Annotated in this window: 29 protein-coding genes, 3 tRNA genes and 1 other RNA gene; all 33 read left to right on the top strand. The window is 54.3% G+C overall.

What is annotated here, in order from left to right; all coding sequences use genetic code 11:
- The first annotated feature begins 387 nt into the window (after positions 1–387).
- Positions 388–513, top strand: a complete 126-nt coding sequence (gene rpmH / locus BU251_RS09360; protein WP_420885791.1) for a 50S ribosomal protein L34 — start codon at positions 388–390, stop codon at positions 511–513.
- 4 nt (positions 514–517) lie between these two features.
- Positions 518–727: a membrane protein insertion efficiency factor YidD gene (gene yidD, locus BU251_RS09355; protein WP_128700914.1), complete on the top strand. Its 210-nt coding sequence runs from the start codon at positions 518–520 to the stop codon at positions 725–727.
- A gap of 4 nt (positions 728–731) precedes the next feature.
- On the top strand, positions 732–2,291 hold the full coding sequence (gene yidC / locus BU251_RS09350) for a membrane protein insertase YidC (RefSeq protein WP_128700913.1): 1,560 nt from the start codon (positions 732–734) through the stop codon (positions 2,289–2,291).
- The gene (locus tag BU251_RS09345; protein WP_128700912.1) at positions 2,267–2,476 is read left to right on the top strand and encodes a Jag N-terminal domain-containing protein; all 210 of its coding nucleotides are present in this window, start codon (positions 2,267–2,269) and stop codon (positions 2,474–2,476) included. The genes yidC and BU251_RS09345 overlap by 25 nt, the downstream gene beginning before the upstream one ends.
- Positions 2,477–2,589: 113 nt before the next feature.
- Positions 2,590–3,057, top strand: a complete 468-nt coding sequence (locus BU251_RS09340; protein WP_128700911.1) for an LAGLIDADG family homing endonuclease — start codon at positions 2,590–2,592, stop codon at positions 3,055–3,057.
- The gene (locus tag BU251_RS09335) at positions 3,057–3,887 is read left to right on the top strand and encodes a ParA family protein (protein WP_128700910.1); all 831 of its coding nucleotides are present in this window, start codon (positions 3,057–3,059) and stop codon (positions 3,885–3,887) included. Before BU251_RS09340 ends, BU251_RS09335 begins: the two co-directional genes overlap by 1 nt.
- The gene (locus tag BU251_RS09330) at positions 3,887–4,789 is read left to right on the top strand and encodes a ParB/RepB/Spo0J family partition protein (RefSeq protein WP_128700909.1); all 903 of its coding nucleotides are present in this window, start codon (positions 3,887–3,889) and stop codon (positions 4,787–4,789) included. The genes BU251_RS09335 and BU251_RS09330 overlap by 1 nt, the downstream gene beginning before the upstream one ends.
- Positions 4,790–4,836: 47 nt before the next feature.
- On the top strand, positions 4,837–5,340 hold the full coding sequence (locus tag BU251_RS09325; RefSeq protein WP_128700908.1) for a nucleoside-diphosphate kinase: 504 nt from the start codon (positions 4,837–4,839) through the stop codon (positions 5,338–5,340).
- Entirely contained in the window at positions 5,337–6,158 is an 822-nt protein-coding gene (locus BU251_RS09320) for a YicC/YloC family endoribonuclease (RefSeq protein WP_228767858.1), read from the top strand. Before BU251_RS09325 ends, BU251_RS09320 begins: the two co-directional genes overlap by 4 nt.
- The gene (gene gmk, locus BU251_RS09315) at positions 6,148–6,774 is read left to right on the top strand and encodes a guanylate kinase (protein ID WP_128700906.1); all 627 of its coding nucleotides are present in this window, start codon (positions 6,148–6,150) and stop codon (positions 6,772–6,774) included. Before BU251_RS09320 ends, gmk begins: the two co-directional genes overlap by 11 nt.
- Before the next feature lie 228 nt (positions 6,775–7,002).
- A complete protein-coding gene (gene rpoZ, locus BU251_RS09310; protein WP_128700905.1) occupies positions 7,003–7,215 on the top strand; it encodes a DNA-directed RNA polymerase subunit omega in 213 nt (70 codons plus the stop codon).
- The gene (coaBC, locus tag BU251_RS09305; RefSeq protein ID WP_128700904.1) at positions 7,212–7,763 is read left to right on the top strand and encodes a bifunctional phosphopantothenoylcysteine decarboxylase/phosphopantothenate--cysteine ligase CoaBC; all 552 of its coding nucleotides are present in this window, start codon (positions 7,212–7,214) and stop codon (positions 7,761–7,763) included. The genes rpoZ and coaBC overlap by 4 nt, the downstream gene beginning before the upstream one ends.
- A gap of 1 nt (position 7,764) precedes the next feature.
- A tRNA-Cys gene (locus tag BU251_RS09300) sits at positions 7,765–7,837 on the top strand.
- Between the two features lie 70 nt (positions 7,838–7,907).
- Positions 7,908–7,994: transfer RNA gene (locus tag BU251_RS09295), tRNA-Leu, on the top strand.
- Positions 7,995–8,328: 334 nt separating this feature from the next.
- A tRNA-Val gene (locus tag BU251_RS09290) sits at positions 8,329–8,405 on the top strand.
- 143 nt (positions 8,406–8,548) lie between these two features.
- Entirely contained in the window at positions 8,549–8,983 is a 435-nt protein-coding gene (locus BU251_RS09285) for a hypothetical protein (protein ID WP_128700903.1), read from the top strand.
- A 35-nt stretch (positions 8,984–9,018) separates the two neighbouring features.
- A complete protein-coding gene (thrS, locus tag BU251_RS09280; protein WP_128700902.1) occupies positions 9,019–10,740 on the top strand; it encodes a threonine--tRNA ligase in 1,722 nt (573 codons plus the stop codon).
- Between the two features lie 93 nt (positions 10,741–10,833).
- Positions 10,834–11,289, top strand: a complete 456-nt coding sequence (gene infC / locus BU251_RS09275) for a translation initiation factor IF-3 (RefSeq protein WP_228767812.1) — start codon at positions 10,834–10,836, stop codon at positions 11,287–11,289.
- A gap of 79 nt (positions 11,290–11,368) precedes the next feature.
- Positions 11,369–11,560 (top strand): 50S ribosomal protein L35, encoded by a 192-nt coding sequence (gene rpmI, locus BU251_RS09270; RefSeq protein ID WP_128700900.1) that lies wholly within the window; start codon positions 11,369–11,371, stop codon positions 11,558–11,560.
- On the top strand, positions 11,553–11,912 hold the full coding sequence (gene rplT, locus BU251_RS09265; protein WP_128700899.1) for a 50S ribosomal protein L20: 360 nt from the start codon (positions 11,553–11,555) through the stop codon (positions 11,910–11,912). The genes rpmI and rplT overlap by 8 nt, the downstream gene beginning before the upstream one ends.
- Positions 11,913–12,042: 130 nt before the next feature.
- A complete protein-coding gene (locus tag BU251_RS09260; protein ID WP_128700898.1) occupies positions 12,043–12,711 on the top strand; it encodes a potassium channel family protein in 669 nt (222 codons plus the stop codon).
- 9 nt (positions 12,712–12,720) lie between these two features.
- Complete coding sequence (locus BU251_RS09255; protein ID WP_128700897.1) at positions 12,721–13,386, top strand: potassium channel family protein; 666 nt, start codon at positions 12,721–12,723, stop codon at positions 13,384–13,386.
- Positions 13,383–13,505: a hypothetical protein gene (locus BU251_RS09605; RefSeq protein ID WP_275405391.1), complete on the top strand. Its 123-nt coding sequence runs from the start codon at positions 13,383–13,385 to the stop codon at positions 13,503–13,505. The genes BU251_RS09255 and BU251_RS09605 overlap by 4 nt, the downstream gene beginning before the upstream one ends.
- A complete protein-coding gene (locus BU251_RS09250) occupies positions 13,502–15,013 on the top strand; it encodes a TrkH family potassium uptake protein (RefSeq protein WP_128700896.1) in 1,512 nt (503 codons plus the stop codon). The genes BU251_RS09605 and BU251_RS09250 overlap by 4 nt, the downstream gene beginning before the upstream one ends.
- Complete coding sequence (locus BU251_RS09245) at positions 15,013–15,504, top strand: DNA-binding protein (RefSeq protein ID WP_128700895.1); 492 nt, start codon at positions 15,013–15,015, stop codon at positions 15,502–15,504. The genes BU251_RS09250 and BU251_RS09245 overlap by 1 nt, the downstream gene beginning before the upstream one ends.
- Positions 15,456–16,505, top strand: coding sequence for a phenylalanine--tRNA ligase subunit alpha (gene pheS / locus BU251_RS09240; RefSeq protein WP_128700894.1), 1,050 nt, complete (start codon positions 15,456–15,458; stop codon positions 16,503–16,505). The genes BU251_RS09245 and pheS overlap by 49 nt, the downstream gene beginning before the upstream one ends.
- A 238-nt stretch (positions 16,506–16,743) precedes the next feature.
- Positions 16,744–18,780 (top strand): phenylalanine--tRNA ligase subunit beta, encoded by a 2,037-nt coding sequence (pheT, locus tag BU251_RS09235; protein WP_128700893.1) that lies wholly within the window; start codon positions 16,744–16,746, stop codon positions 18,778–18,780.
- 97 nt (positions 18,781–18,877) lie between these two features.
- Positions 18,878–19,031: non-coding RNA, 6S RNA (ssrS, locus tag BU251_RS09230), on the top strand.
- 200 nt (positions 19,032–19,231) lie between these two features.
- Positions 19,232–20,725 (top strand): replication-associated recombination protein A, encoded by a 1,494-nt coding sequence (locus BU251_RS09225; protein ID WP_228767811.1) that lies wholly within the window; start codon positions 19,232–19,234, stop codon positions 20,723–20,725.
- A gap of 124 nt (positions 20,726–20,849) precedes the next feature.
- Positions 20,850–21,500, top strand: coding sequence for a methylenetetrahydrofolate reductase C-terminal domain-containing protein (locus BU251_RS09220; RefSeq protein WP_128700892.1), 651 nt, complete (start codon positions 20,850–20,852; stop codon positions 21,498–21,500).
- Between the two features lie 106 nt (positions 21,501–21,606).
- A complete protein-coding gene (gene nifU, locus BU251_RS09215) occupies positions 21,607–21,990 on the top strand; it encodes a Fe-S cluster assembly scaffold protein NifU (RefSeq protein WP_128700891.1) in 384 nt (127 codons plus the stop codon).
- A gap of 181 nt (positions 21,991–22,171) precedes the next feature.
- On the top strand, positions 22,172–22,735 hold the full coding sequence (locus BU251_RS09210) for a 5-formyltetrahydrofolate cyclo-ligase (RefSeq protein ID WP_128700890.1): 564 nt from the start codon (positions 22,172–22,174) through the stop codon (positions 22,733–22,735).
- A gap of 87 nt (positions 22,736–22,822) precedes the next feature.
- A complete protein-coding gene (gene rny / locus BU251_RS09205; RefSeq protein WP_128700889.1) occupies positions 22,823–24,397 on the top strand; it encodes a ribonuclease Y in 1,575 nt (524 codons plus the stop codon).
- Positions 24,398–24,487 lie beyond the last annotated feature (90 nt).

The raw sequence follows: 24,487 nt of genomic DNA, 5'->3' as shown, positions 1-24,487 counted from the left end.
ATGCTTTATGCGGCCTTGGATTGCCGGGGTATTTGTCGGGGGCTCGTCGAGTTATTCACAGCGTCCACAGGGTTATCCACAGGGGGCCCTGCCTTCCCTTCTTGTCCCGACGGGAGACGGGCAATTTCATCCTCCCGGCGGGCAGACGCTGTTTTTATTGGCCGGCCAGGAATTTCCGCCGACCATGCCGCCAAGGGTTTTCATTATAATCGCGGCCGAAGGACAATGCAAGAAAATTTTAACGCGGCGGAAAACGGAGAAGGAAAAAACAGACTCACGGCATTAAGGTTACGGCCCAGAAAAAATCCAGGCCAGCCTCGGCGGTGAATACAAAAATCTTGACTTCACCACGGCGTGTGTTATAATTTCCGGACTATGAAATATCATTTGAAGACACCAACCAAGATCGTCGGAAAGCGCAGGCATGGATTCCGTCGTCGGATGAAGACCAAAAAGGGCAGGCTGGTCTTGAAAGCCAGACGGCAGAAGGGCAGACACAGGTTGACCGTCTAGCGCCATGAGAAATATTCTCGCGGCGCTCATTAAAGGGTATCAACGCGTGTGTTCTCCCTTGGTCCCGCATTGTTGCCGCTTTGTGCCCTCCTGTTCTCAGTATTTCCTTCAGGCTGTAGAGAAATACGGTTGCCTGCGCGGAAGCCTGCTGGGAATCCGGAGGCTGTTGCGTTGTCACCCTTTTTCTCCCGGCGGCCACGACCCCATCGAATAAAAATATGGAAAAGCGATTTTTTATAGCTCTTCTTTTATCTTTTCTTGTCCTTGTGGCTTATTCTGCAATTGTTCCAAAGACAAAACCAATTGCAAATAAAGAGGATATGGAATTTTCTTCCCCGGTTACCCGCGAAACAGTTCAAGCCAAGGCTCTCATAGAAGAACCGAAGACCCAACAAGTAAAAATAGCAGATAAATCTTTTAACAAGAACGAGTTATATAAATTTGAAGACGGAGATCTTGTTTTTGAGTTTTCCTTTAAAGGCGGGTACATAAAGTCAGTTTTTGATAAAAAACTCAATGTCGAGCTGGATTTAAAAGATATTGGCCTGGTTCCACAATGGTCCGGATTTTTATTTTCTAAAACATTGTTGCCAAAAGGGATAGGATTTTCATATTTAACACAAGAGGGCGCGGAGATCAGCAAGACGTACCGAATCAAAGATGACGGCACCATTGAATTGACCATCTCAATAAATAATATAACTTATTTAAAATCAAATAGTTATGATATTTTAATAGGCGCTTTATCCGATTCGGGAAAGACGGATCCGATTAGTCAACGCTATTTTGAAGGTTCTTATCAGGTTCGAAATATTGTATCCAGAAAGTCTGTGTTTGGTCTGAAAAACTCTGTAAACATCAATGGAAAGATCGATTGGGCGGGTTTGAGGGACAGGTATTTCTGTGTCGTATTTTCTCCACAATTTATTGTAGAAGAAGGAGTTATAAAATCTCAGGATAAAACACCATATTTGATGTTTCACATCAAGAACGAAAAAAAGCCGGCATCTAATTCCATTGAAAATGTATTCAAAGTATATGTGGGACTTCAAGATGAGAAAAGATTAAGTGCTGTTGGTTTAAATGCGGAGCGCATTGTCAATTTCGGATTTTTTGATTTGATCGCCAAGGCAATCTTGTTTTTACTCACAGTCATCCACAAGGTTGTCCACAACTGGGGATTCGCTATCATCTTGGTGACAACGCTCATTTATTTTATCCTTTTCCCCTTGTCTTATAAAAGTATGGCCTCGATGAAGAAGATGCAGGCCTTGCAGCCGAAGATCGAAGAGCTCAAGATTAAATTTAAAGATAATCCACAAAAGCTCCAGATGGCCACAATGGAGCTTTATAAAGAAGAAAAAATCAATCCCCTGGGCGGGTGTTTCCCGATGCTCTTGCAAATACCTGTTTTCTTTTCTCTTTATCAACTCTTGTTGAGATTGCCGGAATTGAGGGGGGCTGGTTTTCTCTGGATTAAGGACTTGTCTTCCCCGGACAGGCTTATTGCTTTACCAAATGCCTTGCCTGTGATAGGCAACGAGATCAATTTATTGCCGCTTTTAATGGCCGGAGTCATGTTTCTGCAACAAAAGGTCTCTATGGGGTCGAGCAATGCTACCGGATCGACGGCAGAACAGCAAAAAATGATGGCTATTATGATGCCGGTCATTTTCGGATTTTTGTTCTACAAGATGCCGTCCGGACTCGTCCTGTACTGGCTTGTCAATAGCCTGCTCATGCTCATATTCCAATGGAAAATATCAATAGTGAAATAGAGGTTGAAGGAAGGACAGTCGAAGAAGCTGTTAAGAAGGCCTCGAGCATATTAAAGGTCTCCAGGAAACAGCTTCAAATCAAGGTTGTCGCCGAGGAGCAGAAGGGGCTCTTTGGCATGAGCGGCGCTAAACCCGCAAAGATCCTCGCCTGTGTAGCCGTTAAAGGCAATAAGAAAAAAACTTGAAATTACACCCCGGTTTGGTAAAATGTTCCACGGGGAACGTGTTCCAACTGGAACAATTCTAGCTCAAAAACAAGCTCATTCTCCAAACGCGAACGCTGATTTGAGGAATATTAATGAGCGAAGAATCCAGGAGCTTGGATCCTTGGTATGTTACAGGATTTTGCGACGGAGAAGCGGCCTTTACTTACAGCAGGTCGCCTTCGGGGGGAGTCACCGTTTATTTTTCTCTCAGACAGAGAAAAGATAACCAGGACGTCGTGCTCAACATAAAGAAATTTTTTGGAGACGTTGGAAATATATATTTTGGCAAGGAGGCTGTCCCGACGAAAAATAGCGGGCATACGAAGGAGAGTGTTTATTTTCGAACCACGAAAACAGGCGATCTAGAAAATATCATAACCCATTTTGACGAGTACCAGTTACAAGGCAAGAAAAGAGAAGTATATCTGGCGTGGAAAGACCTCGTTCTATATAAACGCCAGCATTACGGAAATGTTGATAAAGAAGCCCTTGAGAATCTCGCCGGGCGACTGTCTGCCTTAAATCAAAAGAGCAGGGCTTTTAAAAAACATTCCAGATAATGTCAAAAATCATCGCTGTTTGCAACCAAAAAGGGGGGACAGGCAAGACCACAACATCTATCAACCTGTCCGTCTATCTCGCCCTGGAAGGCCACCGCGTCCTTTTGATCGACTCGGATCCGCAAGGAAATTCGACCAGCGGCCTGGGTATCGACAAAAACTCCATTGAGAAATCCCTTTACCACATTCTGATCAACCATGTCGAGGCAAAAGATGTTGTCCTCAAGACAAAGGTTGAGAACCTTTTTCTTATTCCGTCGAACATCGATCTTATCGGCGCCGAGGTTGAGTTGGTCGAGGAGGCGCAAAGGGAGGTCAGGCTTAAACGCAGTCTGGATGCGATTAAAGACACTTTCGATTACGTGATCATAGATTGCCCGCCATCCCTTGGGATTCTTACTCTAAATTCTTTAGTTGCAGCAACTTCCGTCATTATTCCTGTTCAATGCGAGTATTATGCGCTTGAAGGTTTGGGTCAGTTGACCAAGACCATCAACCTCATCAAAGAGAACCTTAATCCCATCCTTGAAATCGAAGGGGTCCTTTTGACGATGGCTGATTTCAGGACGAACCTGACTTCAGAGGTGATCAACGAGACGAGAAATTTTTTCCGCGACCGCGTTTTCGAGACGATCATCCCGCGCAGCATCAGGTTGTCTGAGGCGCCGGGGTTCGGAAAATCGATCTATGAATACGACAAAAGCTCTATCGGCGCCCAAAAGTACGGCGCACTGGCGAAAGAAGTCCTGGGTACAGGAACGGGGGAGCAGGTTTCTCACGAGGTCCCTTTAGCGGCGGAATCAAATCAGCCGGAGACGGAGAATAGCTAATGGAAAAGAAGGCTTTGGGAAAAGGATTGTCGGCGCTGATCTCCGGAGGACGCTCGGTAGAAGACGTCTTGAAAAAAGAGATCCCGCTTGAGGTCAAGGCGGCGGCCGGCCGCGAAGACAAAGGCGTGACTTTCGTCGAGACGGCAAGGCTGGTCCCCAACAAGTATCAGCCGAGGACGAACTTCGACGCCGAGCAACTCAAAGAACTCGCCGCCTCGATAAAAGAAAAAGGGGTTTTGGCGCCGATCCTTGTGCGCCGGCAGGGAGATTCTTTTGAGATCATCGCCGGAGAGCGGCGTTTCCGCGCGGCCGTCGAGCTGAAACTGCCGCGCGTCCCCGTCGTCATCCGCGACACGACGGACCAGGAGGCGCTCGTCCTTTCCATCGTCGAGAACATCCAGCGCCAGGAACTCAATCCTATGGAAGAGGCGCACGCATTCCACAGGCTCACCAAGGATTTCTCTCTGACGCAGGAAGAGGTTGCGCGCGCCGTCAGCAAGGACCGCTCCACCGTCGCCAATGTCCTGCGGCTCCTGACGCTGCCGGCGGAGGTCCAGAAGGCCATTTCATCCGGCAAGCTTTCTTTCGGCCACGGCAAGGTTTTGCTGGGGCTTGACAGCGTCGCGCAGCAGATCAAGCTCACGCAGCTTGTTTTATCTAACTCGTTGTCTGTCAGAGAGTTAGAAAATCATGTGGCTTCGATCAAGCCCGTATCCCTTAAGAAAAAACGCGCGGAAAAAGACAAGGATCCCTACATCGCGGATATGGAGAGTCAGCTGCAGCGCATCCTGGGGACAAAGGTGCGGATCGTCGCATCGAAGAAGCGGGGGCGGATCCAGATCGAATATTATTCCGACGAGGACCGCGAAAGGATCCTGAAGATTTTGAAGAAGCAGGGATAGACAGAAGCGGCCTTATATCATTAAAGTCCTAAAAAAGCGAGGATTGAATGGAGACGCAGGCAACATTGATTTTGATCAAGCCCGACGGCCTGAAGCGGTCGCTGACGGGGAATATCCTGACGCGGCTGTCGGAGACAAAGCTTGAGATCGTCGCGGCCAAGATGGTGCGGGTGTCGCGCGAGTTGGCCGCAGAACATTACCGGCACCTGAAGGACAAGCCTTTTTTCGAGGACGTCCTGCGCTACCTGATGGGTGAATTTCATGACCGCCGGAAGGTCATGGCGCTGATTTACTGGGGGGAGGGCGCCATCACCAAGTGCCGTTCTCTTGCCGGAGCGACAAATCCCGAGGAGGCCGATTCCGTCTCCATCAGGGGGTCTTACGGCCGCATCACGACGCGCGGCGTCTATGAGAATGTGGTCCATGTCTCGGCGATCCCCGAGGACGCGGAGCGCGAGATCAAGCTGTGGTTCGAACCCGACGAGATCATCGTCGATCTTTATCCGACAAGGACGGTCGTCGAGTCAAAAGAGAAAAGGGCGTGGATATGATTGTCAGCATGACAGGATTCGGGCAGGCCCAGGCCGAAAAGAAGGGCGAGCGTTTTATCGTCACGATCAAATCACTGAACCATCGTTACTGCGAGACGCAATTCCATCTGCCGCCGGCCTTCGAGCACCTGGAGGGCGATTTTCGCACGCGCATTTTGAAAAAGATCAAACGCGGCCGGCTGACGGTATCGGTGACGCACATCAACGAGGCCGTCGAAGACATCGTTTTGAATGAGAAGCTCGTCGATAAATACTACAAGGTCTTGGAAGGCCTGGGGCGCAGGCTCAAGCTTGGCGACCATATCAGCGTCTCGTCGCTCGTCGCCCTGCCCGGGGTCTTGAGTTACCGCAAGGAAGACCTGCGTTTCCGGGAGAAGGAGGCGCTTTTGACGGGGGCCCTCAACGAGGCCCTGGGTTGTCTCGTCGAGATGAAGCGGCGCGAAGGCGCGGCCCTGCGCAAAGACCTTGAGCGGTGCATCAAGGCGATCGGCACAAAAATGGCGATGATCAGAAAACAGGTGCACGACGTCATTGAAGCCAACCGCAAAGTGATGAGCCCCGACGAGCTGGAGAGTTTTTTGAGAGGGACGGACGTCGGCGAGGAGATGACGCGTATCGATTTTCACTTGAGCAGCTTCCAGAAGCACATCCGGATGAACGGCCCCAAGGGCAAGATCCTGGATTTCATCGCGCAGGAGCTCCAGCGCGAGATCAATACGCTGGGCGCCAAGGTGCAGGAAAAACACGTGGCTTATCAGGTGGTCATGATCAAGGACCAGATCGAAAAGATCCGCGAACAGGTGCAGAATGTCGAATAAAGCCCTGCAGGGGCCGAGGGTCTGGATCGTCTCTGGTCCGTCGGGGTCCGGCAAGACGACGCTGTGCGCGGCGCTGCTGCGGGATCCTTTCTGGAAGAGAAGGTTGTTGCGCTCCGTTTCCGCGACGACACGGCCTTTGCGGCCGCAAGAGAAACAAGGGAGGGATTATACCAGGATTTCCGAAGCGGCTTTTCTGGGTCTGTTGAAGAAAAAGGCCTTTTTGGAATACGAGAAGATATTCGGCGCTTATTACGGCACACCGCGGGCGGTCCTGACCCGGGCCGGCCGCCGGCATAAGGACGTTTTGCTCTGCATCGATGTCAAAGGGGCCCAGACCGTGCGCCGCAATCTGGGGCGCGCGCGTGTGACGTCGATCTTCGTCGTGCCGCCGGATATCCAGGCGCTCAAACGGCGCCTTTGCCGACGATCCACAGAGGGCAAAAAAGACATAGAAAAACGGCTCAAGCGTGTTAAAATAGAGCTTTCTCATATGGGGCAATACGACTATGTTGTCGTTAACGACGTCTTCGACGAGGCGCTCGATCAGCTGAAGGCCATCTTGGCGGCAAAATCATGCGAGGTCGCTGTTGCGGCGAATAAGCCGCAACACGTTTAGCCCGTCGCCAGAGGCGACGAGGTCTCGCTTTCAGCGGACGCGCCCGCCGAGAGGGTGAGGCGGGCCGAGGTCGAAGCGCTTCCCTTGCTTTTTATTAAAGGTTAAGCGAGACTTTGACGTGTCGGCCCGGTGGCACGCGCCTATCTTGGACTGCCCCGCCTTCGGCAGGGCAAGGCCGGACAGGCAGGTGCCGAAGACAGAGTTTAGGTGCCGAGAACAAGGAGGAATATGTCCTACGTACCATTGGAACGTCTTATCGATAAGAGCCACGGAAGTATGTTTAAGCTTGTGATGCTGGCTTCCAAAAGGGCCTTGGAGTTGGCAGAAGGGTCATCGAAACTCGTCGAAGCGCCGCAGGATACCAAGATCACGACGCTGGCGATGCTGGAGATTGCGGAAGACAAGGTCGAGCTGGGGGCACCTAAAGCCGAGGCAAAATGAAACAGGCGAAACGCGTTGTCCTGGGAGTGACGGGCAGTATCGCGGCGTTCAAGGCGGCGGAGATCGCCGGCGCCCTCGTCCGTGCAGGCGCGTGCGTCCACGTCGTCATGACGCGCGAGGCCGAAGAATTCGTGACGCCCCTGACAATGCAGACGCTCTCGCGCAACAAGGTGTATCGCGGCATGTTCGATATGCCTGAGAGCTGGGACGTGGAACACGTTTCGCTCGCCGACGAGGCTGATCTGGTCCTGGTCGCGCCGGCCACGGCCAATGTGATCGGCAAGCTCGCTTCAGGAATTTGCGACGATTTTTTAGGCTGCATCGTGACGGCCACAAAGGCCCCCGTTCTTTTGGCGCCGGCGATGAATGACGGCATGTATCGCCATCCGATCACCCAGGAGAATATCGCAAAACTCAAGAAGATCGGCTATGCGTTCATCGGCCCGCGGGAGGGCCGCTTGGCCTGCGGCCGGGACGGGGTGGGCCGCATGTGCGAGCCGCAAGAGATCGTGGCCGAGGCCTTGCGCCTCCTGAATAAAAAAAGATAATGGCGCGATAGCCAAGCGGCTAAGGCGGAGGTCTGCAAAACCTCTATTCGTCGGTTCAATCCCGACTCGCGCCTTTGAAATTTGTGAAACAAATTTTGTCCCAAGTTGCCGTCGATTGAAATGCCGCAACAAGGGAAAAGTGCCGCCGGGATGATGAAATTGGCAAACATAACGGACTTAAAATCCGTCGGCCGCAAGGCCTTGAGGGTTCAAGTCCCTCTCCCGGCACCAAACCAGATTAGAGTGGAAGAGCCCAGGATTAAGATGTAAGATAGGGCCGGAGGAGGCTTTTCCTGTTTTTTGATTTTTTGGGCGCGTAGCTTCCCGACGCTCACGTGTGTTTGGTCGGGATCCCGACGTTCCGCCTCTGGCGGAAGTCGGGACAGTTGGGGTTCCCAGCCGCTGCCGTCGCAAATTTGGTCTGTTGGTTTTTGATAACTGGATTTCGGGCGCGTAGCTCAGTCCCTCGGGCGTCTGCCCTCGGGACTTCCTCGGGAAGCAAAGGATGCTTCCCTCGGTCGTTGGCAAGAGGAATCTTCGCTACGCTTAGAGATAAGAAAATTTCGGGCGCGTAGCTCAGTTGGTTAGAGTACTTCCTTGACATGGAAGGGGTCACAGGTTCGAGTCCTGTCGCGCCCACCATATTCTGGACGAGAACCTAAGGGGTGCGGGGAGATCGTCCCCGCGTTCTTGGGGTGACAGCGACCCGCCAAGTTTCTCGGCGGGGAGCGCCAGAGGGGCAAGAAGATCGCCTCGGTGAAATGTGCCCAGGGCCGGCTTTCGGTATGCGACGCAAGATTTCTTGGTTACTGTTTTTTCTGACGACGGCCTGCGTTACAGCGCAGGCGCGGCAAGGGCAAGAGCCTGTGGCGCCTCCACAGCTTCCAGAAAGTGCCGCGGCGGCATCCACCAAAGATCAGTGGCTCCTTTGCAAAAGTATGTGGCTCGAGCATCAGAAAGGGCTCGAGGGGGCTGGCGAGTGGAAGCATATTGTGATACAGGATGTCAGCCTTTTTGGGGGATTTTATGCGAAGGGCCGCGTCGATAACGATCCCGCGCTCCCCGTGCATATCATCCCGAATGAGGAAAAAACAGATGCAGTTCTCTTGAGACAGCAGCTCAAGGAAGGGGTTTCAGTGGACATAGTCGGCACATGTGCTGGCATGACGCAAGACGGTGAAGTGATCTTAGAGGTTGATCGGGTGGATTTGTGCAGATGAAAGGGCCGCTTGTATCGCAGCGTTGAAAGAAAAGCATGGATCTAGATATTCTCAGGCACAGCTGTTCGCATATTATGGCCGCAGCTGTGAAATCTTTGTGGCCGGAAACCAAGCTCAGTATCGGCCCTTCGATCGAAGACGGATTTTATTACGACTTTGACAAGAAGGAGCCGTTTGCCCTAGAAGACCTAGAGAAGATCGAAGCCAGAATGAGAGAGATCATTGCGGCCGATCTGCCTTTTGTCCGCGAGGAGTTAAGCAAGAAAGAGGCGCGGGAGCTTTTCAGCAAGCTGGGCGAGGCATACAAGCTGGAGCTGATCGACGATATCCCCGACGAGAAGGTCTCGATCTACCGGACGGGTAAGGATTTTGTCGATCTCTGCCGCGGCCCGCATGTCGCCCGAACGTCCGAGATCAAGGCTTTTAAGCTTTTGTCCATCGCCGGCGCCTATTGGCATGGGATCGAGACCAATCCCATGCTCCAGAGGATTTACGGTACGGCCTTTGACAAGGCCGCCGACCTCGAAAAATACCTGGCGGTCCTCGAAGAGGCCAAAAAACGGGACCATCGGAGGCTCGGCAAGGACCTGGGGCTCTTTGATATCTATCACGAGGAAGCGGGATCGGGGCTTGTTTTTTATCATCCCGCCGGCGCGGTCTTGCGCAATATTTTAGAGACATACGAGAAACAGGAACACGTGCGCCGCGGCTACGAGATGGTCGTGACCCCGCATGTGTTGAAATGGGGCTTATGGAAGACGTCCGGTCACGCGGATTATTACGCCGAGAACATGTACCGGTTCTCGATCGACGGCCAGGATTATGCCGTCAAGCCCATGAATTGCCCGGGCCATATTTTGATCTACAAGTCCCAGACGCGCAGCTATCGCGATCTGCCCTTGCGGTTGTTCGAGCTGGGGACGGTGTATCGCCATGAAAAAAGCGGTGTATTGCACGGTCTTTTGCGCGTGCGCAGCTTTACGCAGGACGACGCGCATATCTTCTGCCTGCCCGAGCAGGTCAAGGCGGAGATCAAGGACGTGCTGGATTTTGTCTTCGACACGATGAAGCTGTTCGGCTTCAAAGATTTCCATATCGAGCTCTCGACGAGACCCAAAAAATCCATCGGGACGGACGAGGATTGGCAGCGGGCAACGGACGCGTTGCGCGCGTCACTCGACGAGAAAAAGCTAAGCTATGACATCAACGAGGGCGACGGCGCTTTTTACGGCCCCAAGATCGACATCAAGCTGAAAGATGCGATCGGCCGGCTCTGGCAGTGCGCGACGATCCAATGCGACTTTGCCCTGCCGGAGAAGTTCGACCTGGCTTACGTCGGCGACGACGGGAAAAATGCTCGGCCGGTCATGCTGCATCGCGTGATCTTCGGGAGCCTGGAGCGGTTTATCGGGACGCTCATCGAGCATTACGCGGGAAATTTTCCGCTCTGGCTGTCTCCGCGCCAGGTCGTGGTCGTGCCGGTCAAAGCGGAGCATGAGGCTTACGCCCGCGCCGTCGAGAAGGAACTCCGGGCCAGAGACATCCGTGCCGTCTGCGACACCGCGTCCGAAACATTGAACAAGAAGATCCGCAACGCCGAAGTGAGCAAGGTCCCCTACGTGGCTGTGGTCGGCGGCCGCGAGGCGGCCGGGCATGCCGTCTCTGTGCGCTCCAAAAAGAAGGGCGATATGGGGGCGATGCCCGTCGAGGATTTTATCCGTCAGTTGGAAACCGAGATTAAAAATAAGGACATCTGATCAACAGCGTTCCCTCCCGGGGACTAAACAAGGAGGTGCTGCATCAAAAAGTACGTCAGAGTCAATGAGAAGATCCGTGCTCCGGAGATACGTGTGATCGGGCCGAACAGCGAGCAGCTGGGGATCGTTTCCGTTAAGACCGGCCTGGATTTGGCAACAAAATATGAGCTGGACTTGGTTGAGGTGGCGCCGCAGGTGAAGCCGCCCGTCTGCCGTATCATGGATTTCAGCAAGTATAAATACGAGCAGGAAAAACGGGAGAGAGAGGCCAAGAAGCACCAGAAGCATTTTCAGCTCAAGGAGATCCGGGTCAAGCCGAACATCGAGGAGCACGATTATCATATCAAACTCAAGCATATGCTCGAGTTTTTGAAGGAAGGCAACAAGGTGAAGGTGACGCTGATGTTCCGCGGCCGCGAGATGGCGCATAAAGAGATCGGCCGCCGCGTGGTGGACCGTTTCGTTGCGGATGCACAGGAGGCCGGTGTCGTCGAAAGCGGGCCGATGTTCGAAGGGCGCTTCATCACGATTGTGGTCGCACCCAAGTAAAAAAAGTAGACAGTAGTCAGTAGAGAGTAGACAGTTTGGGGAATTTTTGCCGACCACCGACTTTAAGCAAGGAGAAGGCATGTTAAAGACAAATAAATCCGTCGCAAAAAGAATCAAGACGACGGCCAGGGGAAAGCTGAAAAGGACCCGGGCATTCAAGGGGCATATTTTGACAAAAAAAACACGCAAGCGCAAGCGTCATTTAAGACGTTCCGCCCTCGTCAGCACCGTCGAGGCAAGGCGTATAAGGAGGATGTTGCCATATGGCTAGAGTGAAACCGAACGTGGCCTCACGGGCCCGCAAAAAAAGGATCATGAAGGAGGCTAAGGGGCGCCGGGGGGACCGCAGCCGGCGTTACCGTATGGCCAAGGAGGCCGTTGACAGGGCCAGAAGCTATGCCACGCGCGACCGCAGGGCCAAGAAGAGAGAGATTCGGAGCTTGTGGATCGCCAGGATCAACGCGGCATGCCGCCAGGCCGGTACGACCTACTCCAGACTCATCAATGGCCTGCGCAAGGCCAATGTTTCTTTGGACCGCAAGATCATTGCCGAGATGGCGGTGAATGATAATGCGGCTTTTTTGAAGCTGGTGGAGATCGCCAAAGGTCAAATGACGGCCTAGCTTAGCGAACGAAGTGCTGCTAAGTTAGTTGCCGGAATTTGACCCAGCACAAATTTTACTTCTTAGGGGAGATGCATCGGTAAAATTCGTGCTGGGTAATTCGCAGACAAAAAGATCCAGAGGGCAAATTATGTATGTCGTCATTGTAGGATGCGGACGCGTGGGCGCACAGGTGGCCACGCTCCTGTCCGACGAAGGACACAATGTGGTGGTGGTGGACAAGAAGCTGGAGGCCTTCAATAAGCTGGGGCCTTCTTTCAACGGCCTGACCATCGTCGGCAACGGCTTTGAGCTTGACGTTCTCCGCCAGAGCGGTATCGACCGGGCTGACGCCTTTTGCAGCCTGACGAACGGCGATAACACCAACATCATGGCGTCCCAGGTCGCCAAGAAGATATTCAAGGTCAAGCGCGTCATCGCCCGCGTCTACGATTCGGCCAGGGCCCATATCTATGAGACGCTGGGCCTGGAGGTTTTGAGCGGCACTGTCCTGTTTGCCTCCATGATCCGCGACAAGTTGATGGACAAGCGCCTGTCGAGCTTTCTGATCGAGACGGGCGACCTGGGCGTCATCGAGCTGGACGTGGACGACAAGACGGCGGGGAAGGTTGTTTCCGACATCACGCTGCCCAACGAATTCCTCGTTTGCACGATCGTCAAGAGGTGCGATCAGCACGGCAGAGACATCCTCATGCCCTTGCCGGACACGCATATCGATAAAGGGGACCGGATTTACGGCATCGTCAGGACCGGAAGTATCGATAAGGTCAAAAAGATGTTTGGGGCCGATCAGGCCTAAAGAGGTTTTATGTATATTATCGTGGCTGGAGCGGGGAAGGTCGGGCATTTCCTGGCGCAGAGGCTCCTGGAAGACAAACATACAGTCGTCGTCGTAGAAAAAAGCAAGGACGTCTGCCAGAAGTTGTCCCAGACGCTTAATTTGATCATCGTCAACGGCGATGCCTGCGAGCCGCGCTTCCTGGAAGAGGCGCATATCGAGCGCGCGGACGTCATCGCAGCCGTGACCGGAGAGGACGAGGATAACCTTGTCATCTGCCAATTGGCCAAAGAAAAGTTCGGCATCAAGCGCACCGTCGCCCGCGTGAACGACCCGGCCAATGAACATACGTTCAACGAGCTCGGCATCGACGTCCCGATCGACGCGACCAAGATCATCGCCAAGATGATCGAAGAAGAAGTCTCCTTTACCGATTTTGTCAATCTGATGAGCTTCAAGCGGGGGAAGCTGGCTATCGTGCGCGTTGATCTTACCGACGATTCCCCAGCCATACACAAGAATTTGAACGAGCTCGTCCTGCCTCCGGATTCGGTCCTTGTTTCTATCATCCGTAAGGACGAGGTTGTTGTTCCCAAAGGCAACACGGTCTTGGCTCCAGGGGACGATATCATCGCCCTGACCCTCGTTGAGAACGAACAGCAGTTGTTGCGGGCGCTGATCGGAGATCTCAAATGAACCGCATCCGGAGCATTGCCAACATCATCGTCGGGATTTGTTTTGAAATGGTTTTTGCCGCGGCAATCGTTCTGTGGGGCCTGGTGATCTGCGGGGTCGCCTTCTTGATCTACCGATGATCCTCAAACCTCAAACCCTGGACATTCGCATCATCCTCCATTTCCTCGGAAAGATCATTCTGGGGTTTGGCATGATGATGGTTCTGCCTGTGGCCGTTTCCGTTATGTTCGGCGAAACGGTTCCTGTCGTTGATTTTGCCATCGGTCTCATTGCCTCTATCAGTACAGGGGTCCTGTGCATCCTTGTGGCGCGTCTTGATAAGCACCCCGAAATGAACTGGATGCATGGGATGGTGGTTGTTTCTTTGGGCTGGCTTGTGTGTATGGTCCTGGGGGCCATCCCGCTGTACCTGAGCGGTCACTGGAAAACATTTCTCGACGCCTGCTTTGAGTCTATGTCAGCCTTGGCCACCACTGGGCTTAGTCTCGTCCAGGACCTGGACCATCTTTCGCACGGTGCGAATTTCTGGAGACACCTGATGATGTTTTTGGGCGGGCAGGGGATTGTCGTCGTCGCGCTTTCTTTTTTGGTCAAAGGGGGAGCAGGCGCCTTTCGGATGTATGTGGGCGAAGGCCGGGACGAGAAGATCCTTCCAAATGTCGCCGAGACGGCAAAATTCATCTGGCTGGTGAGCCTGGTATATTTCGTCGTGGGCACATTGCTTTTGGCGCTTTGCGGTCATCTTTCCGCGGGCCTTTCTCTGCGCGAAGCGGTTTTTCACGGCGCTTGTATTTTTATGGCCGCTTTTGATACGGGAGGCTTTTCTCCGCAGTCCCAGAGCATCATTTATTACCAAGACGGGCTTTTTGAATTTGGCACCATTATTGTCATGGTTTGGGGGGCGATCAATTTTAATCTTCACTACGCCATCTGGAACGGCAAGCGCAAAGAACTTTGGAAGGATATCGAGGTCAGGACTTTTGTGATCACGCTGGGTCTGGTGACACTTCTGGCCGCCGCAGCCCTGGCCAAAGGGCACGTCTACGGCACAATAATCGGTTTGGTTCGCAGGGGGCTTTATCAGATCATTTCGGCGCACACGACGACGGGTTTCTCGACGATTTACTCGCCGCAGTTTATTCTCGAATGGAAGTCTTTGGCGCTTTTGGCGATCATTGTGGCCATGGGCATGGGGGCGAGCATTTGTTCGACGACGGGCGGCATCAAGATGCTGAGGATCGGTCTGATCGCCAAGGCGTTCCGGGAGGACGTCAAGAGATTCTTGATGTCCGATTCGTCCGTTGTCTCTACCAAGTTCCACCATCTCAAGGATATGTTTCTGGACGACAAGTTGGTCAGATCGGCCGCGTTGATGACAATCGCTTATGTCTTGGTGTATCTTTTTGGGACGGCCGCTGCCTGTTTCGCCGGCTATCCTCTGTTGGAATCTTTGTTTGAATCGACCTCGGCGGCGGGTAATGTGGGCCTTTCTTGCGGGATCACGCAGGTGGGGATGCCGGTGTTTTTAAAAGTCGTCTATATCATCCAGATGTGGGCCGGCCGTCTTGAATTTGTTTCGGTGCTTGTGCTCGGCGGTTTTATCGTTTCTTGCATCCGGGGGAAGTGATGAAGCGTCGTCTTGGTTTTTGTCTGGCTGCGGTTGTGATTTTCCTGGCGATGGGGAGACTGTGCCAGGCCGCTTCTTCCCAGGAATTGATTGCAGAGGCCAAGCTTTTTGACGGCGCCCATGTGCTTTACGGCGGCGAGGTCATCGGCGAGGTCCTGCGGCGCGGCGACCACGCATGGATCAATGTTTACGACGGAGACAATGCCATCGGCGTCTGGGTGCCGGCGGTGCTGGCGGAGAAGATTGAACACGCGGGCAGTTATAAATGTTCCGGCGATCGCATCCGGCTGCACGGCATTTTTCACAGGGCCTGCCCCGAGCATGGCGGGGGTTTGGATATTCACGCGCAGGATCTTTTGGTCGTCGAGCCAGGCCAGCAGATCATAGAAGACCTGGATGACAGAAAAATCCTTGTTCTGGCGGTTTTATTGGGAGTTTTGATATGTCTTTTGATGGTGCGCATATTCTTGAAGAAGCGCGCGCGCAAATAGGGGTGTGTGCGCAGAAGGAATCGCTCGACGCCCTGCGTATTAAATACCTGGGGCGCAAGGGCGTTGTGCAGGATCTGATGGGCCGCATCCCGACGCTGTCGGCCGAAGAGCGCCGCTCTTTCGGCGCCGGGGTCAACGAGCTCAAAAAGAACCTCGAGGCGCTTTTTACCGAAAAAGAAACCGGCCTTGCCGCTGCCGCGGCAGGCGCGGCGAAGGACTTTGTCGATATCACGCTTCCCGGCAAGACCCCTCTGTCGGGAAGGCTCCATCTGTTGAGCCAGGTGGAGGGCGAGATTTGCGGGGCCTTCTCACGCTTGGGTTTCAGGGTTTTCAAGGGGCCCGAAGCCGAGACGGAATTTCATAATTTTGAGGCCTTGAATATCCCGCTGGACCATCCTTCGCGCGACGCCTTCGATACGTTTTACCTGCGGCCTTTTGACGTATCGCGGTCGGGCTTCTCGGGCCGCGAAAAGAAACTTCTGCGCAGCCACACGTCGCCCGCCCAGATCCGCGCGCTTAAAACCTGTCCGCCGCCCATGGCGGTCGTCGTCCCCGGCAGGGTCTACCGGCCGGACGCCGTGGATGCGTCGCACTCGTTCATGTTCCATCAGGTCGAGGGCATTGCCGTCGACAAAGGCATCCGTTTTTCGGACCTCAAAGGGGTCTTGATCGCCTTTGCCAAAGAGATGTTCGGTGCCGAGACCCGCATGCGCTTCCGGCCGAGCTTCTTTCCTTTTACCGAGCCTTCGGCCGAGGTGGACATCTCGTGCTTCGCCTGCAAAGGCCAGGGGTGCTCCGTCTGCAAAAAGAGCGGTTGGCTGGAAATCCTCGGGTGCGGCATGGTCCATCCCCATGTCTTTAAATCCGCAGGCCTCGACGAAAAGAAGTGGCGGGGGTTTGCTTTCGGGATGGGTGTCGAGCGCGTGGCCATGCTGAAATACGGCGTCAACGACATCCGGTTGTTTTTTGAGAACGACATAAGGTTTTTGGAACAGTTTTAATTTTGCTCGCCTGTCTTTGACAGGCAGGCAGAAAGCGGCGCACTGGCCTTTCCGATAGGGCCAGGTGTAAGGAAAACCTAATTATAGGCAAAATTAAGGAATAAGCGCTAACTCCTTGCTTATACGCTTGTAAATTTTTCCACGGCTCGTCCGGGCGGAGCCCGGCCAGCCGGAAAATTTCCTGCGCAAGCTGCGGAGTTAATTTTGTAAGGAAAAAACCTAATTATAGGCAAAATTAATGAAAGTTTCATATTCCTGGCTTAAAGAATTCGTCGACATCAAGATTCCGCCGGAAAAACTCTCGGAACGTTTGAGCATGGCGGGCCTGACCGTCGCTTCTCTTGAGGAAGCCGGCGGAGACTGGGTCTATGACATCGAGGCGACGTCTAACCGTCCTGACTGGCTCTCTGTGCGCGGCATCGCGCGCGAGGTGGCGGCGCTTCTGGAAATAAAGATGCGCCCGGCGCCGCACAGGGCGCTCAAGAATTCCTCCGGGGCGGACGATTTTTCCATCGAGATCAGGGATGAAGCGGATTGCCGGCTTTATTACGGCGCCCTTGTCCGTCAGGTCAAGGTAGGGCCGTCCCCGGCGTGGCTGCGCAATCGGCTGGAGACGCTGGGCCTGCGTAGCGTCAATAATGTCGTCGATATCACGAATTATTGCTTGTTGGAATACGGTCAACCCTTGCACGCTTTTGATTTTGCAAAGATCCAGGGCGCCTCTATTGTCGTGCGCCGGGCCAGGGATAAGGAGGAGCTTTCCTTGATCGACGGCACGACAAAGAAGTTGACTCCGCAAGTCCTGGTGATCGCCGACCGCCATCGCGCCTTGGCGGCGGCCGGCATCATGGGCGGCCAGGAGAGCGAGGTTTCCGGCGCCACCAAGGATATCCTTCTGGAAAGCGCTGTTTTCGATCCTGTGCTTATCCGGCGCGGCGCGCGTCTCCTGGGCGTCACGACGGATGCTTCCTACCGTTTTGAGCGCGGCGTCGATGTTCCGACGGCGCGGATGGCGATGGAGAGGGCTGCCGGGATGTTCTGCGAGCTTTGCGCGGGGACGTTGGCTGCCGTCAAACAATCGGGCAGCGCCAAGACAAGGGCCCCGCAGAAGATTTCTTATGATGTCGGGGAAGCGCGGGAGATCTTAAGCCTCGACATTAAGGACAATGAGGCCGTCCGGATCCTGGGTCATCTCGGGTTCGGCGTGCACCGCGCCGGCCGCGGCAAGCTGGCGATCGACGTCCCGGGATTCCGCCGGGATGTCAAAAGCAAGGAAGACATCACCGAAGAGATAGCCCGTATCTATGGCTACGACAGGATCCCTCTGACGCATCCGGCGATCAGGCCTTTTGTCATGGAGAGGCCCGCTGTTTGGCAGCTGGAAGCCCTTGTCAAGGAGCAGCTGGTGCGCATGGGGCTCAAGGAAATCATCACCTATAGCCTGGGCAGTCCGGAGGATTACAAGAAAACGTCTTTGGAGATCGCCAAGGATGCGTTGTGCCTGGAAAATCCCCTGAGCCAGGATTGTTCGCTCTTGCGTTCGACACTCATCCCCAGCCTGCTGGCGTGCGCGGCCTCCAACCTGAACAAGGGGAACGTCGATTTCGAGATTTTCGAGTCCGCCAGCGTCTTTGAGGGGCATCGGGAGACGGCGAGTCTCGGTGTTTTGCTGTGCGGTAACCGGCGGTCGGCCTGGGACAAGGAATCGCAACGCTACAGTCTCTATGATCTTAAAGGCATTGTGGAGGAGGTCATCAGGATTTCCGGGGCCGGACCCGCCGTTTTGGAAGATGCCCCTCGTCCTTATTTTGAGCCGCAGATGGGCGGCTGTTTTGTCGTCGGACAAAAAAGGGTGGCTGTTTTCGGGAAGGTTGCGGAATCCGTTCGTCGCCATTGGGGCATCAAGGTTAAAAAAGATATTTATCTGGCAGAGGTGGATATTGCAGCGCTGGCGGCCCCGGCACATTTCAGGAAACTGTTTAAGCCTTTGGCGCAGACGCCGTCGGTCTTGCGCGACATCAGCGTCCTGGCCGGCCCCGGCGTCCGCTACGACCGGATCGAAAGCTTGATCCGCAAGAAAGCCGAAGGGTATCTGCGCCGCGTCTGCCTGGCGGACCTTTATCAGGGGAAGGAATTGCCGCGCGCCAGCGCCGCATTGACGATTTCCCTGGAATACGGCCGTGAGGACCGGACGCTGACGGATGCCGAGATCAATCCTGTCCATCAATCCGTCCTTGACGGACTGACGGGCGAGCTGTCTCTGACGCTGCGCTAAGGCATTCAAAGAAAATTTTTCCGACAGGGGCAGGGGCGGGGGTTGAAGCCCGACCGGGTCTATGGTATAATCATAGATGCGAAGGATATGGGATAATAAATCCCTGCGGTGCTCGTCGGCGATTGATGATTGTTGAACCAACACCAATCACACGGGAGTCCATATTCAGGCGTGCCTGCGGGCCGCTTCTGAGGACGCCCACCTGAACGTTGGGTTCAGACCACCTAGCTGACGGCAAATGCGGGGATTTTTTTTGAGCAGAGGAGTTGTGTTGTTTTAAAACAACACAACTCGCAGCTTCGGCGACGGCGAGGCGTCTGCGAAAAACCAGGTTCTTGGGTTGATTCAAACCAAAGAACCGCCCGAAGGGCCGACCGCTGAAATCTTCAAGATTTCAGCGCGCTTGTCGGGGTGCCCGCCGCGTTTTATGGCGGGTGGGCCTTCGGCCGTGATGCCACAGATTGAAAGACAGATTACACAGATTGTTCCTTCGCCGTTTAAGATTGACATAGACATGCCCAAGAAACACAAGAACCCCAGCACGACCTCCGACCTTTTCTCCAAAGACAATTCTGGCGTCCCAACAAACGAACCCTTGCCTCACGAGCCTCTCCCCAGCCGCATGCGGCCCGCAAGCCTTGAGGAATTTGTCGGGCAGGAACACATTCTGGGGCCCGGATCTCTTTTAAGGAAGGCTATCGAGGCCGACAGTCTTTCTTCCGTCATCTTTTTCGGGCCGCCGGGAACGGGGAAGACGACGCTGGCCCGTTGCATCGCCCAGGTCACGCATGCCCATTTCGAGCAGCTTAATGCCGTGGCGTCCAACGTCGAGGAATTGCGGCGTGCCATCAAGCAGGCCAAATTGCGCCGCCAGACCAGCGGCCACAAGACGATCCTTTTTGTCGACGAGATACACCGTTTCAGCAAGTCCCAGCAGGACGTCCTCATGCCGGATATTGAGGACGGCAGCGTGACGTTGATCGGCGCGACCGTGCAGAATCCGTTTTTCGCCCTCACGACGCCCCTTGTTTCCCGCTCGCTTATTTTTGAGTTTAAATCTCTGACAAAAGACGACCTTCTCAAGATCATGGAGCGCGCTTTGCGCGATTCCCGTCGGGGGTTGGGGCTTTTCCGGGTCAAGGCCGAGCCCAAGGCCCTGGAATTCCTGGCCGACATCGCCGGCGGAGACGCACGCAGGGTGCTGAACGCTTTGGAGATCGGCATCAAAGGCAAGCGCCATGCCGGGCCCAAGGCCATGACGTTTACGCTCAAGGATGCCGAAGAGTCCGTCCAGAAGAAGTCGATCCTCTACGACCGGGGCGAGGATGAGCATTACGACACCATCTCTGCGTTTATCAAATCGATGCGCGGTTCGGATCCCGACGCCACACTCTATTGGCTGGCCAAGATGATCTATGGCGGGGAAGATCCGAGGTTTATCGCCCGAAGGATCTGCATCTGCGCGGCTGAGGACGTGGGGAATGCCGATCCCCAGGCGCTTGTCCTGGCCGAGGCGGCGTTCGCTGTTTCTGAATTTATCGGCATGCCGGAAGCAAGGATCCCCCTGGCGCAGGCCGCCGTCTATGTGGCGTGTGCGCCCAAGTCCAACGCCGCCTATCTGGGGATCGAGAAAGCCTTGAAGGAAGTCGCCTCAAAGCCGGTCCAGCCCGTGCCGGCGCACCTGCGCGATGCGAATTATTCCGGGGCCGGCAAGCTTGCCCGCGGCCAAGGCTACAAATATCCGCACGACTACCCGAAGCACTACATCCGGCAAGAGTACATGCCTGTGAAGATGAGGTTTTATGATCCGCAGGACACCGGCTACGAGAAGAAGATAAAAGAGCGCCTTGAGAATCTGCGAAGAGAAGGCGAAAATTCCCTGCCTGTCCGGCAGGCAGGCAAGCACCAAGGTTCACTAAAAACCAAGGATTCGAGAATAGCTTGAAAAGGGAATGTCTAATTCCGAAATCCGAATGACGAATAAAGCCCCAGTGTCTTAATGGCGGAATTTAAAAAGCTTTTGACATCAAGGCATTTGGAATTAGGGATTTGGCATTTTAGGAGAGACCATGATCATTACTAAACAGAAAACCCCCGACGACATTTTGAAAGTCCTGGCTGATAAAAAGAATGTTTTCATCGTCGGTTGCGGGGACTGCGCAGCGACATGCAAGACCGGCGGCGAGCCCGAGGTGAAAGCGATGGCGGGTGTGCTGAAGGCCCATGGCAAGGAGGTCGCGGGTTTTGTCGTCCCGGAGACGGCGTGTGTGGCCGCTCAGATCAAGACCGCTTTTGCCAAAAACAGGGCCGCCTTGAAGGCGAGCGACGCGATTTTAGTTTTGGCATGCGGCTCAGGCGTCCAGTGCACGAAGGATAACGATCGGCTGGGCCTGGATGTTTTTCCGGGGTGCGACAGCCTCTTTGCGGCGCTTGTCAATCCCGATGGGTCTTTCCGGGAAGTCTGCAGCACCTGCGGCGAATGCGTCCTCGATCTGACAGGAGGAATATGCCCGGTCACGCGTTGCAGCAAGTCTTTGAGGAACGGCCCTTGCGGAGGCTCAATAAAGGGCAAGTGCGAGGTCGACCGCGACCGTGATTGCGCCTGGATTTTGATTTACGAACAGCTAAAAACTAAAGGCAGACTGGATGTTATGAAAAATATCATGGCGCCAAGGGACTACAGGAAATCCCTCAAGCCGGCCAAGGACATCCGTGTTTAAAAAAGCCGCCGCGATAGGCCCTTTGGCCTGACTGGAGGGTGTGCGGCAGGATTTGACAGCCGGCGGCGGATGTGTTACCTTAATAAAATACGTTCCAGGTAAGCTTATGGATAATACTCAATACAGTGAAAAGGTGATGGAGCACTTCCTGAACCCGCACAATGTCGGGGAGCTGCCGGACGCCAACGGTATCGGCAATGTCGGCAATCCCATATGTGGAGACATTATGCGCCTGTACATCAAGGTCCAGGACGGCCGGATCGTCGATGCGAAGTTCAAGACCTTTGGTTGCGGCGCGGCGATTGCGACCAGCTCCATGGTGACGGACCTCGTCCGTGGCAAGACGATCGACGAGGCCTTGCAAATCTCCAACAAGGCCGTGGCCGAGGCCCTCGGGGGCTTACCGAAGGTCAAGATGCACTGTTCTGTTTTGGCTGAAGAGGCCCTGCGCGCGGCCATCGAAGATTACCGCAAGAAGCAGGGGCAATAGTTAGGAGTAACTCCTTGCTTAGGCGCTTGTAAATTTTTCCACGGCTAGTCGGGAAAATTTACGGCCTGGCAAAACAAAGTTTTGCCGAAGCTACGGAGTTGATTTTGCGCCGCAGAAAGCGGCGCACTGGCCTCCCCGATGAGGCCAGGTGTAGGGTAATCACCTGTTATAGGCAAAGTTAATGATCCAAGAGAAGAAGAAGAGAATAAGGCTGGAGTTGTTAAAAAAGCTGAAAAGCCATAAGGAGGAAGACAGGTTTAGGAAAAGCAGGGAGATTGCCAAAAAGCTTTTTTCGTTGAAGCACTACTTAAAAGCAAAAACGGTCCTGTTTTACCTTTCGCTCGACGGAGAAGTAGATACAGTGAGCATGATCAGAGATTCCATGAAGCAAGGCAAAAGGGTTGCGGTTCCCGTGATCCGCAGGGAGACGCGCGATATCGTGCCGTCGCTCCTTGTGGATTACGATGCCGAATTGACGTGCGGTCCGTTCGGCATCCGCCATCCCAAAGAAGAATATATCCGACCTGTGGGGTTGAACGATATTGACCTGGTGATCGTGCCGGGCCTGGCCTTTGACAGGGCCGGCAATCGGCTGGGCCGGGGCCACGGATATTACGATAGGTTCCTGGGTCGTCTTCCCAAGGACGTGCCGACTGTCGGTCTTGCCTTCGCTTTTCAGATCCTCGAGGATTTCCCGCCTCTCGAGCCTCACGATCTTTCCGTCACGACGGTCCTTTTTGCTTAACTTGAGGCGCCGGCGCATCATGAATTCCGGCCCGACAATCCCGCATGCATGTTCGTCAAAGCGGGTTCGTGATAGGAGGGGCAAGCAATGTCCACAGGAAATAACGTATTCGTCATGGCAGCTGTTTTTCTCGTCGCCGGCTCGGTCCTCGTTTTTCTGTATTTCATCCTTCGCCGGGCGATGGGGGAGCAGAAGATAAAGAACGCCCACCTCGAGGCGAAGGCGATCATCGACGGCGCCAAAAAAGAGGTGGAAACGATCCGCAAGGAAGCCGACCTGAATGCTAAAGACCAGCTTTTGCGGATGCGTCAGGATTTTGAAAAAGAGACTAAGGAGCGCCGCGAAGAAATCGCAACCCTGGAGAAACGCATGGCGTTGCGCGAGACGAATCTCGAGCGCCGCGTGGATCTTTTGGAGAAGAAGGAGCGGGAACTCGACGATAAGACGCACCAGATCAAAAACCAGGAAGGGGCGCTCAGGGCCAAGGAAGACGAATTGAACAAGCTCCTGGCCGAGGAAAAAGAGAGGTTGCACAAGATTTCCAACATGTCTCCCGAAGAAGCGAAGGTGCTTTTGTTGTCCCGTCTCGACGGGGAGCTTAACAGGGAGAAGGCCGTCCTTATCAAGAAGGCGGAAGACGAGATCAAGGAAACGGCCGACAAGAAGGCCGGCGAGATCGTCGCGCATGCGATCCAGCGCTGCGCGGTCGAGCACGCCGTGGAGTCTACGGTGAGCCTTGTGTCCTTGCCTTCCGATGAGATGAAAGGGCGGATCATCGGCCGGGAAGGCCGCAATATCCGCGCCTTCGAGATGGCAACAGGTATCGATGTGATTATCGATGATACGCCGGAAGCGGTCATGCTGTCGGGGTTCGACCCCGTGCGCCGCGAGGTCGCCAGGATCTCGCTGGAGCGTCTTATTTCCGATGGACGTATCCATCCCGGCCGCATCGAAGAGGTGGTTGAGAAGGTCAAGAAGGAGATGGAGGTCAAGATCAAGGAAGAGGGTGAAAAAGTCCTTTTTGATATCGGGGTGCACGGCGTCCATCCGGAGTTGGTCAAGATGATCGGCCGCCTGAAATACCGGACGAGTTTCGGGCAGAACGCCCTGCAGCATTCCAAGGAAGTGGCGCTTCTCATGGGTGTCATGGCCGACGAGCTGGACCTTGATTCCAAAGTCGCTCGACGCATCGGCATCCTGCATGATATCGGCAAGGCGCTGGATCAACAGGTCGAAGGCACCCACGCCAAGCTCGGCGCCGAGATGGCGCGCAAGTTCGGCGAGACGGACATCGTCGTGCAGGGCATCGAGGCGCACCATGAAGAGGTCGAGAAGACCAGCCTCTACGGCGTTCTGGCCGCCGCCGCCGACGCCATCAGCGCGGCCCGGCCGGGCGCACGGCGCGAGACGCTGGAGACCTACGTCAAGCGCCTGGAAAAGCTGGAATCCATCGCCAATGTCTTCAAGGGCGTTGAGAAATCGTTTGCGATCCAGGCGGGGCGCGAGATCCGCGTCATCGTGCAGCCGGAGAAGATCAACGATACCGACACCACGGTCCTGGCGCGCGACATCCGCAAGAAGATCGAGGAAGGCATGGAATACCCGGGGCAGATCAAAGTCACGGTGATCCGCGAAACGCGTGCGATTGAATACGCAAAATAAGAAAAGACGGTATCAGAGAGTCATAGTGTCAGAGAAAGATGACAATTGAACAGGAAAAGGTTGCGGTTGAAAAGTTTTAACTCCGACACC

It is taken from the genome of Candidatus Velamenicoccus archaeovorus (assembly GCF_004102945.1).
GTDB lineage: Bacteria > Omnitrophota > Gorgyraeia > Velamenicoccales > Velamenicoccaceae > Velamenicoccus > Velamenicoccus archaeovorus.
This window is presented reverse-complemented; position numbering and strand designations above follow the sequence as displayed.

Bases quoted from the DNA above. Each gene is read 5' to 3' on its own strand.
- yidD (WP_128700914.1), top strand. From the start codon at position 518: ATGAGAAATATTCTCGCGGCGCTCATTAAAGGGTATCAACGCGTGTGT.
- yidC (WP_128700913.1), top strand. From the start codon at position 732: ATGGAAAAGCGATTTTTTATAGCTCTTCTTTTATCTTTTCTTGTCCTT.
- BU251_RS09345 (WP_128700912.1), top strand. From the start codon at position 2,267: ATGGAAAATATCAATAGTGAAATAGAGGTTGAAGGAAGGACAGTCGAA.
- BU251_RS09340 (WP_128700911.1), top strand. From the start codon at position 2,590: ATGAGCGAAGAATCCAGGAGCTTGGATCCTTGGTATGTTACAGGATTT.
- BU251_RS09335 (WP_128700910.1), top strand. From the start codon at position 3,057: ATGTCAAAAATCATCGCTGTTTGCAACCAAAAAGGGGGGACAGGCAAG.
- BU251_RS09330 (WP_128700909.1), top strand. From the start codon at position 3,887: ATGGAAAAGAAGGCTTTGGGAAAAGGATTGTCGGCGCTGATCTCCGGA.
- BU251_RS09325 (WP_128700908.1), top strand. From the start codon at position 4,837: ATGGAGACGCAGGCAACATTGATTTTGATCAAGCCCGACGGCCTGAAG.
- BU251_RS09320 (WP_228767858.1), top strand. From the start codon at position 5,337: ATGATTGTCAGCATGACAGGATTCGGGCAGGCCCAGGCCGAAAAGAAG.
- gmk (WP_128700906.1), top strand. From the start codon at position 6,148: ATGTCGAATAAAGCCCTGCAGGGGCCGAGGGTCTGGATCGTCTCTGGT.
- rpoZ (WP_128700905.1), top strand. From the start codon at position 7,003: ATGTCCTACGTACCATTGGAACGTCTTATCGATAAGAGCCACGGAAGT.
- coaBC (WP_128700904.1), top strand. From the start codon at position 7,212: ATGAAACAGGCGAAACGCGTTGTCCTGGGAGTGACGGGCAGTATCGCG.
- BU251_RS09285 (WP_128700903.1), top strand. From the start codon at position 8,549: ATGCGACGCAAGATTTCTTGGTTACTGTTTTTTCTGACGACGGCCTGC.
- thrS (WP_128700902.1), top strand. From the start codon at position 9,019: ATGGATCTAGATATTCTCAGGCACAGCTGTTCGCATATTATGGCCGCA.
- rpmI (WP_128700900.1), top strand. From the start codon at position 11,369: ATGTTAAAGACAAATAAATCCGTCGCAAAAAGAATCAAGACGACGGCC.
- rplT (WP_128700899.1), top strand. From the start codon at position 11,553: ATGGCTAGAGTGAAACCGAACGTGGCCTCACGGGCCCGCAAAAAAAGG.
- BU251_RS09260 (WP_128700898.1), top strand. From the start codon at position 12,043: ATGTATGTCGTCATTGTAGGATGCGGACGCGTGGGCGCACAGGTGGCC.
- BU251_RS09255 (WP_128700897.1), top strand. From the start codon at position 12,721: ATGTATATTATCGTGGCTGGAGCGGGGAAGGTCGGGCATTTCCTGGCG.
- BU251_RS09605 (WP_275405391.1), top strand. From the start codon at position 13,383: ATGAACCGCATCCGGAGCATTGCCAACATCATCGTCGGGATTTGTTTT.
- BU251_RS09250 (WP_128700896.1), top strand. From the start codon at position 13,502: ATGATCCTCAAACCTCAAACCCTGGACATTCGCATCATCCTCCATTTC.
- BU251_RS09245 (WP_128700895.1), top strand. From the start codon at position 15,013: ATGAAGCGTCGTCTTGGTTTTTGTCTGGCTGCGGTTGTGATTTTCCTG.
- pheS (WP_128700894.1), top strand. From the start codon at position 15,456: ATGTCTTTTGATGGTGCGCATATTCTTGAAGAAGCGCGCGCGCAAATA.
- pheT (WP_128700893.1), top strand. From the start codon at position 16,744: ATGAAAGTTTCATATTCCTGGCTTAAAGAATTCGTCGACATCAAGATT.
- BU251_RS09225 (WP_228767811.1), top strand. From the start codon at position 19,232: ATGCCACAGATTGAAAGACAGATTACACAGATTGTTCCTTCGCCGTTT.
- BU251_RS09220 (WP_128700892.1), top strand. From the start codon at position 20,850: ATGATCATTACTAAACAGAAAACCCCCGACGACATTTTGAAAGTCCTG.
- nifU (WP_128700891.1), top strand. From the start codon at position 21,607: ATGGATAATACTCAATACAGTGAAAAGGTGATGGAGCACTTCCTGAAC.
- BU251_RS09210 (WP_128700890.1), top strand. From the start codon at position 22,172: ATGATCCAAGAGAAGAAGAAGAGAATAAGGCTGGAGTTGTTAAAAAAG.
- rny (WP_128700889.1), top strand. From the start codon at position 22,823: ATGTCCACAGGAAATAACGTATTCGTCATGGCAGCTGTTTTTCTCGTC.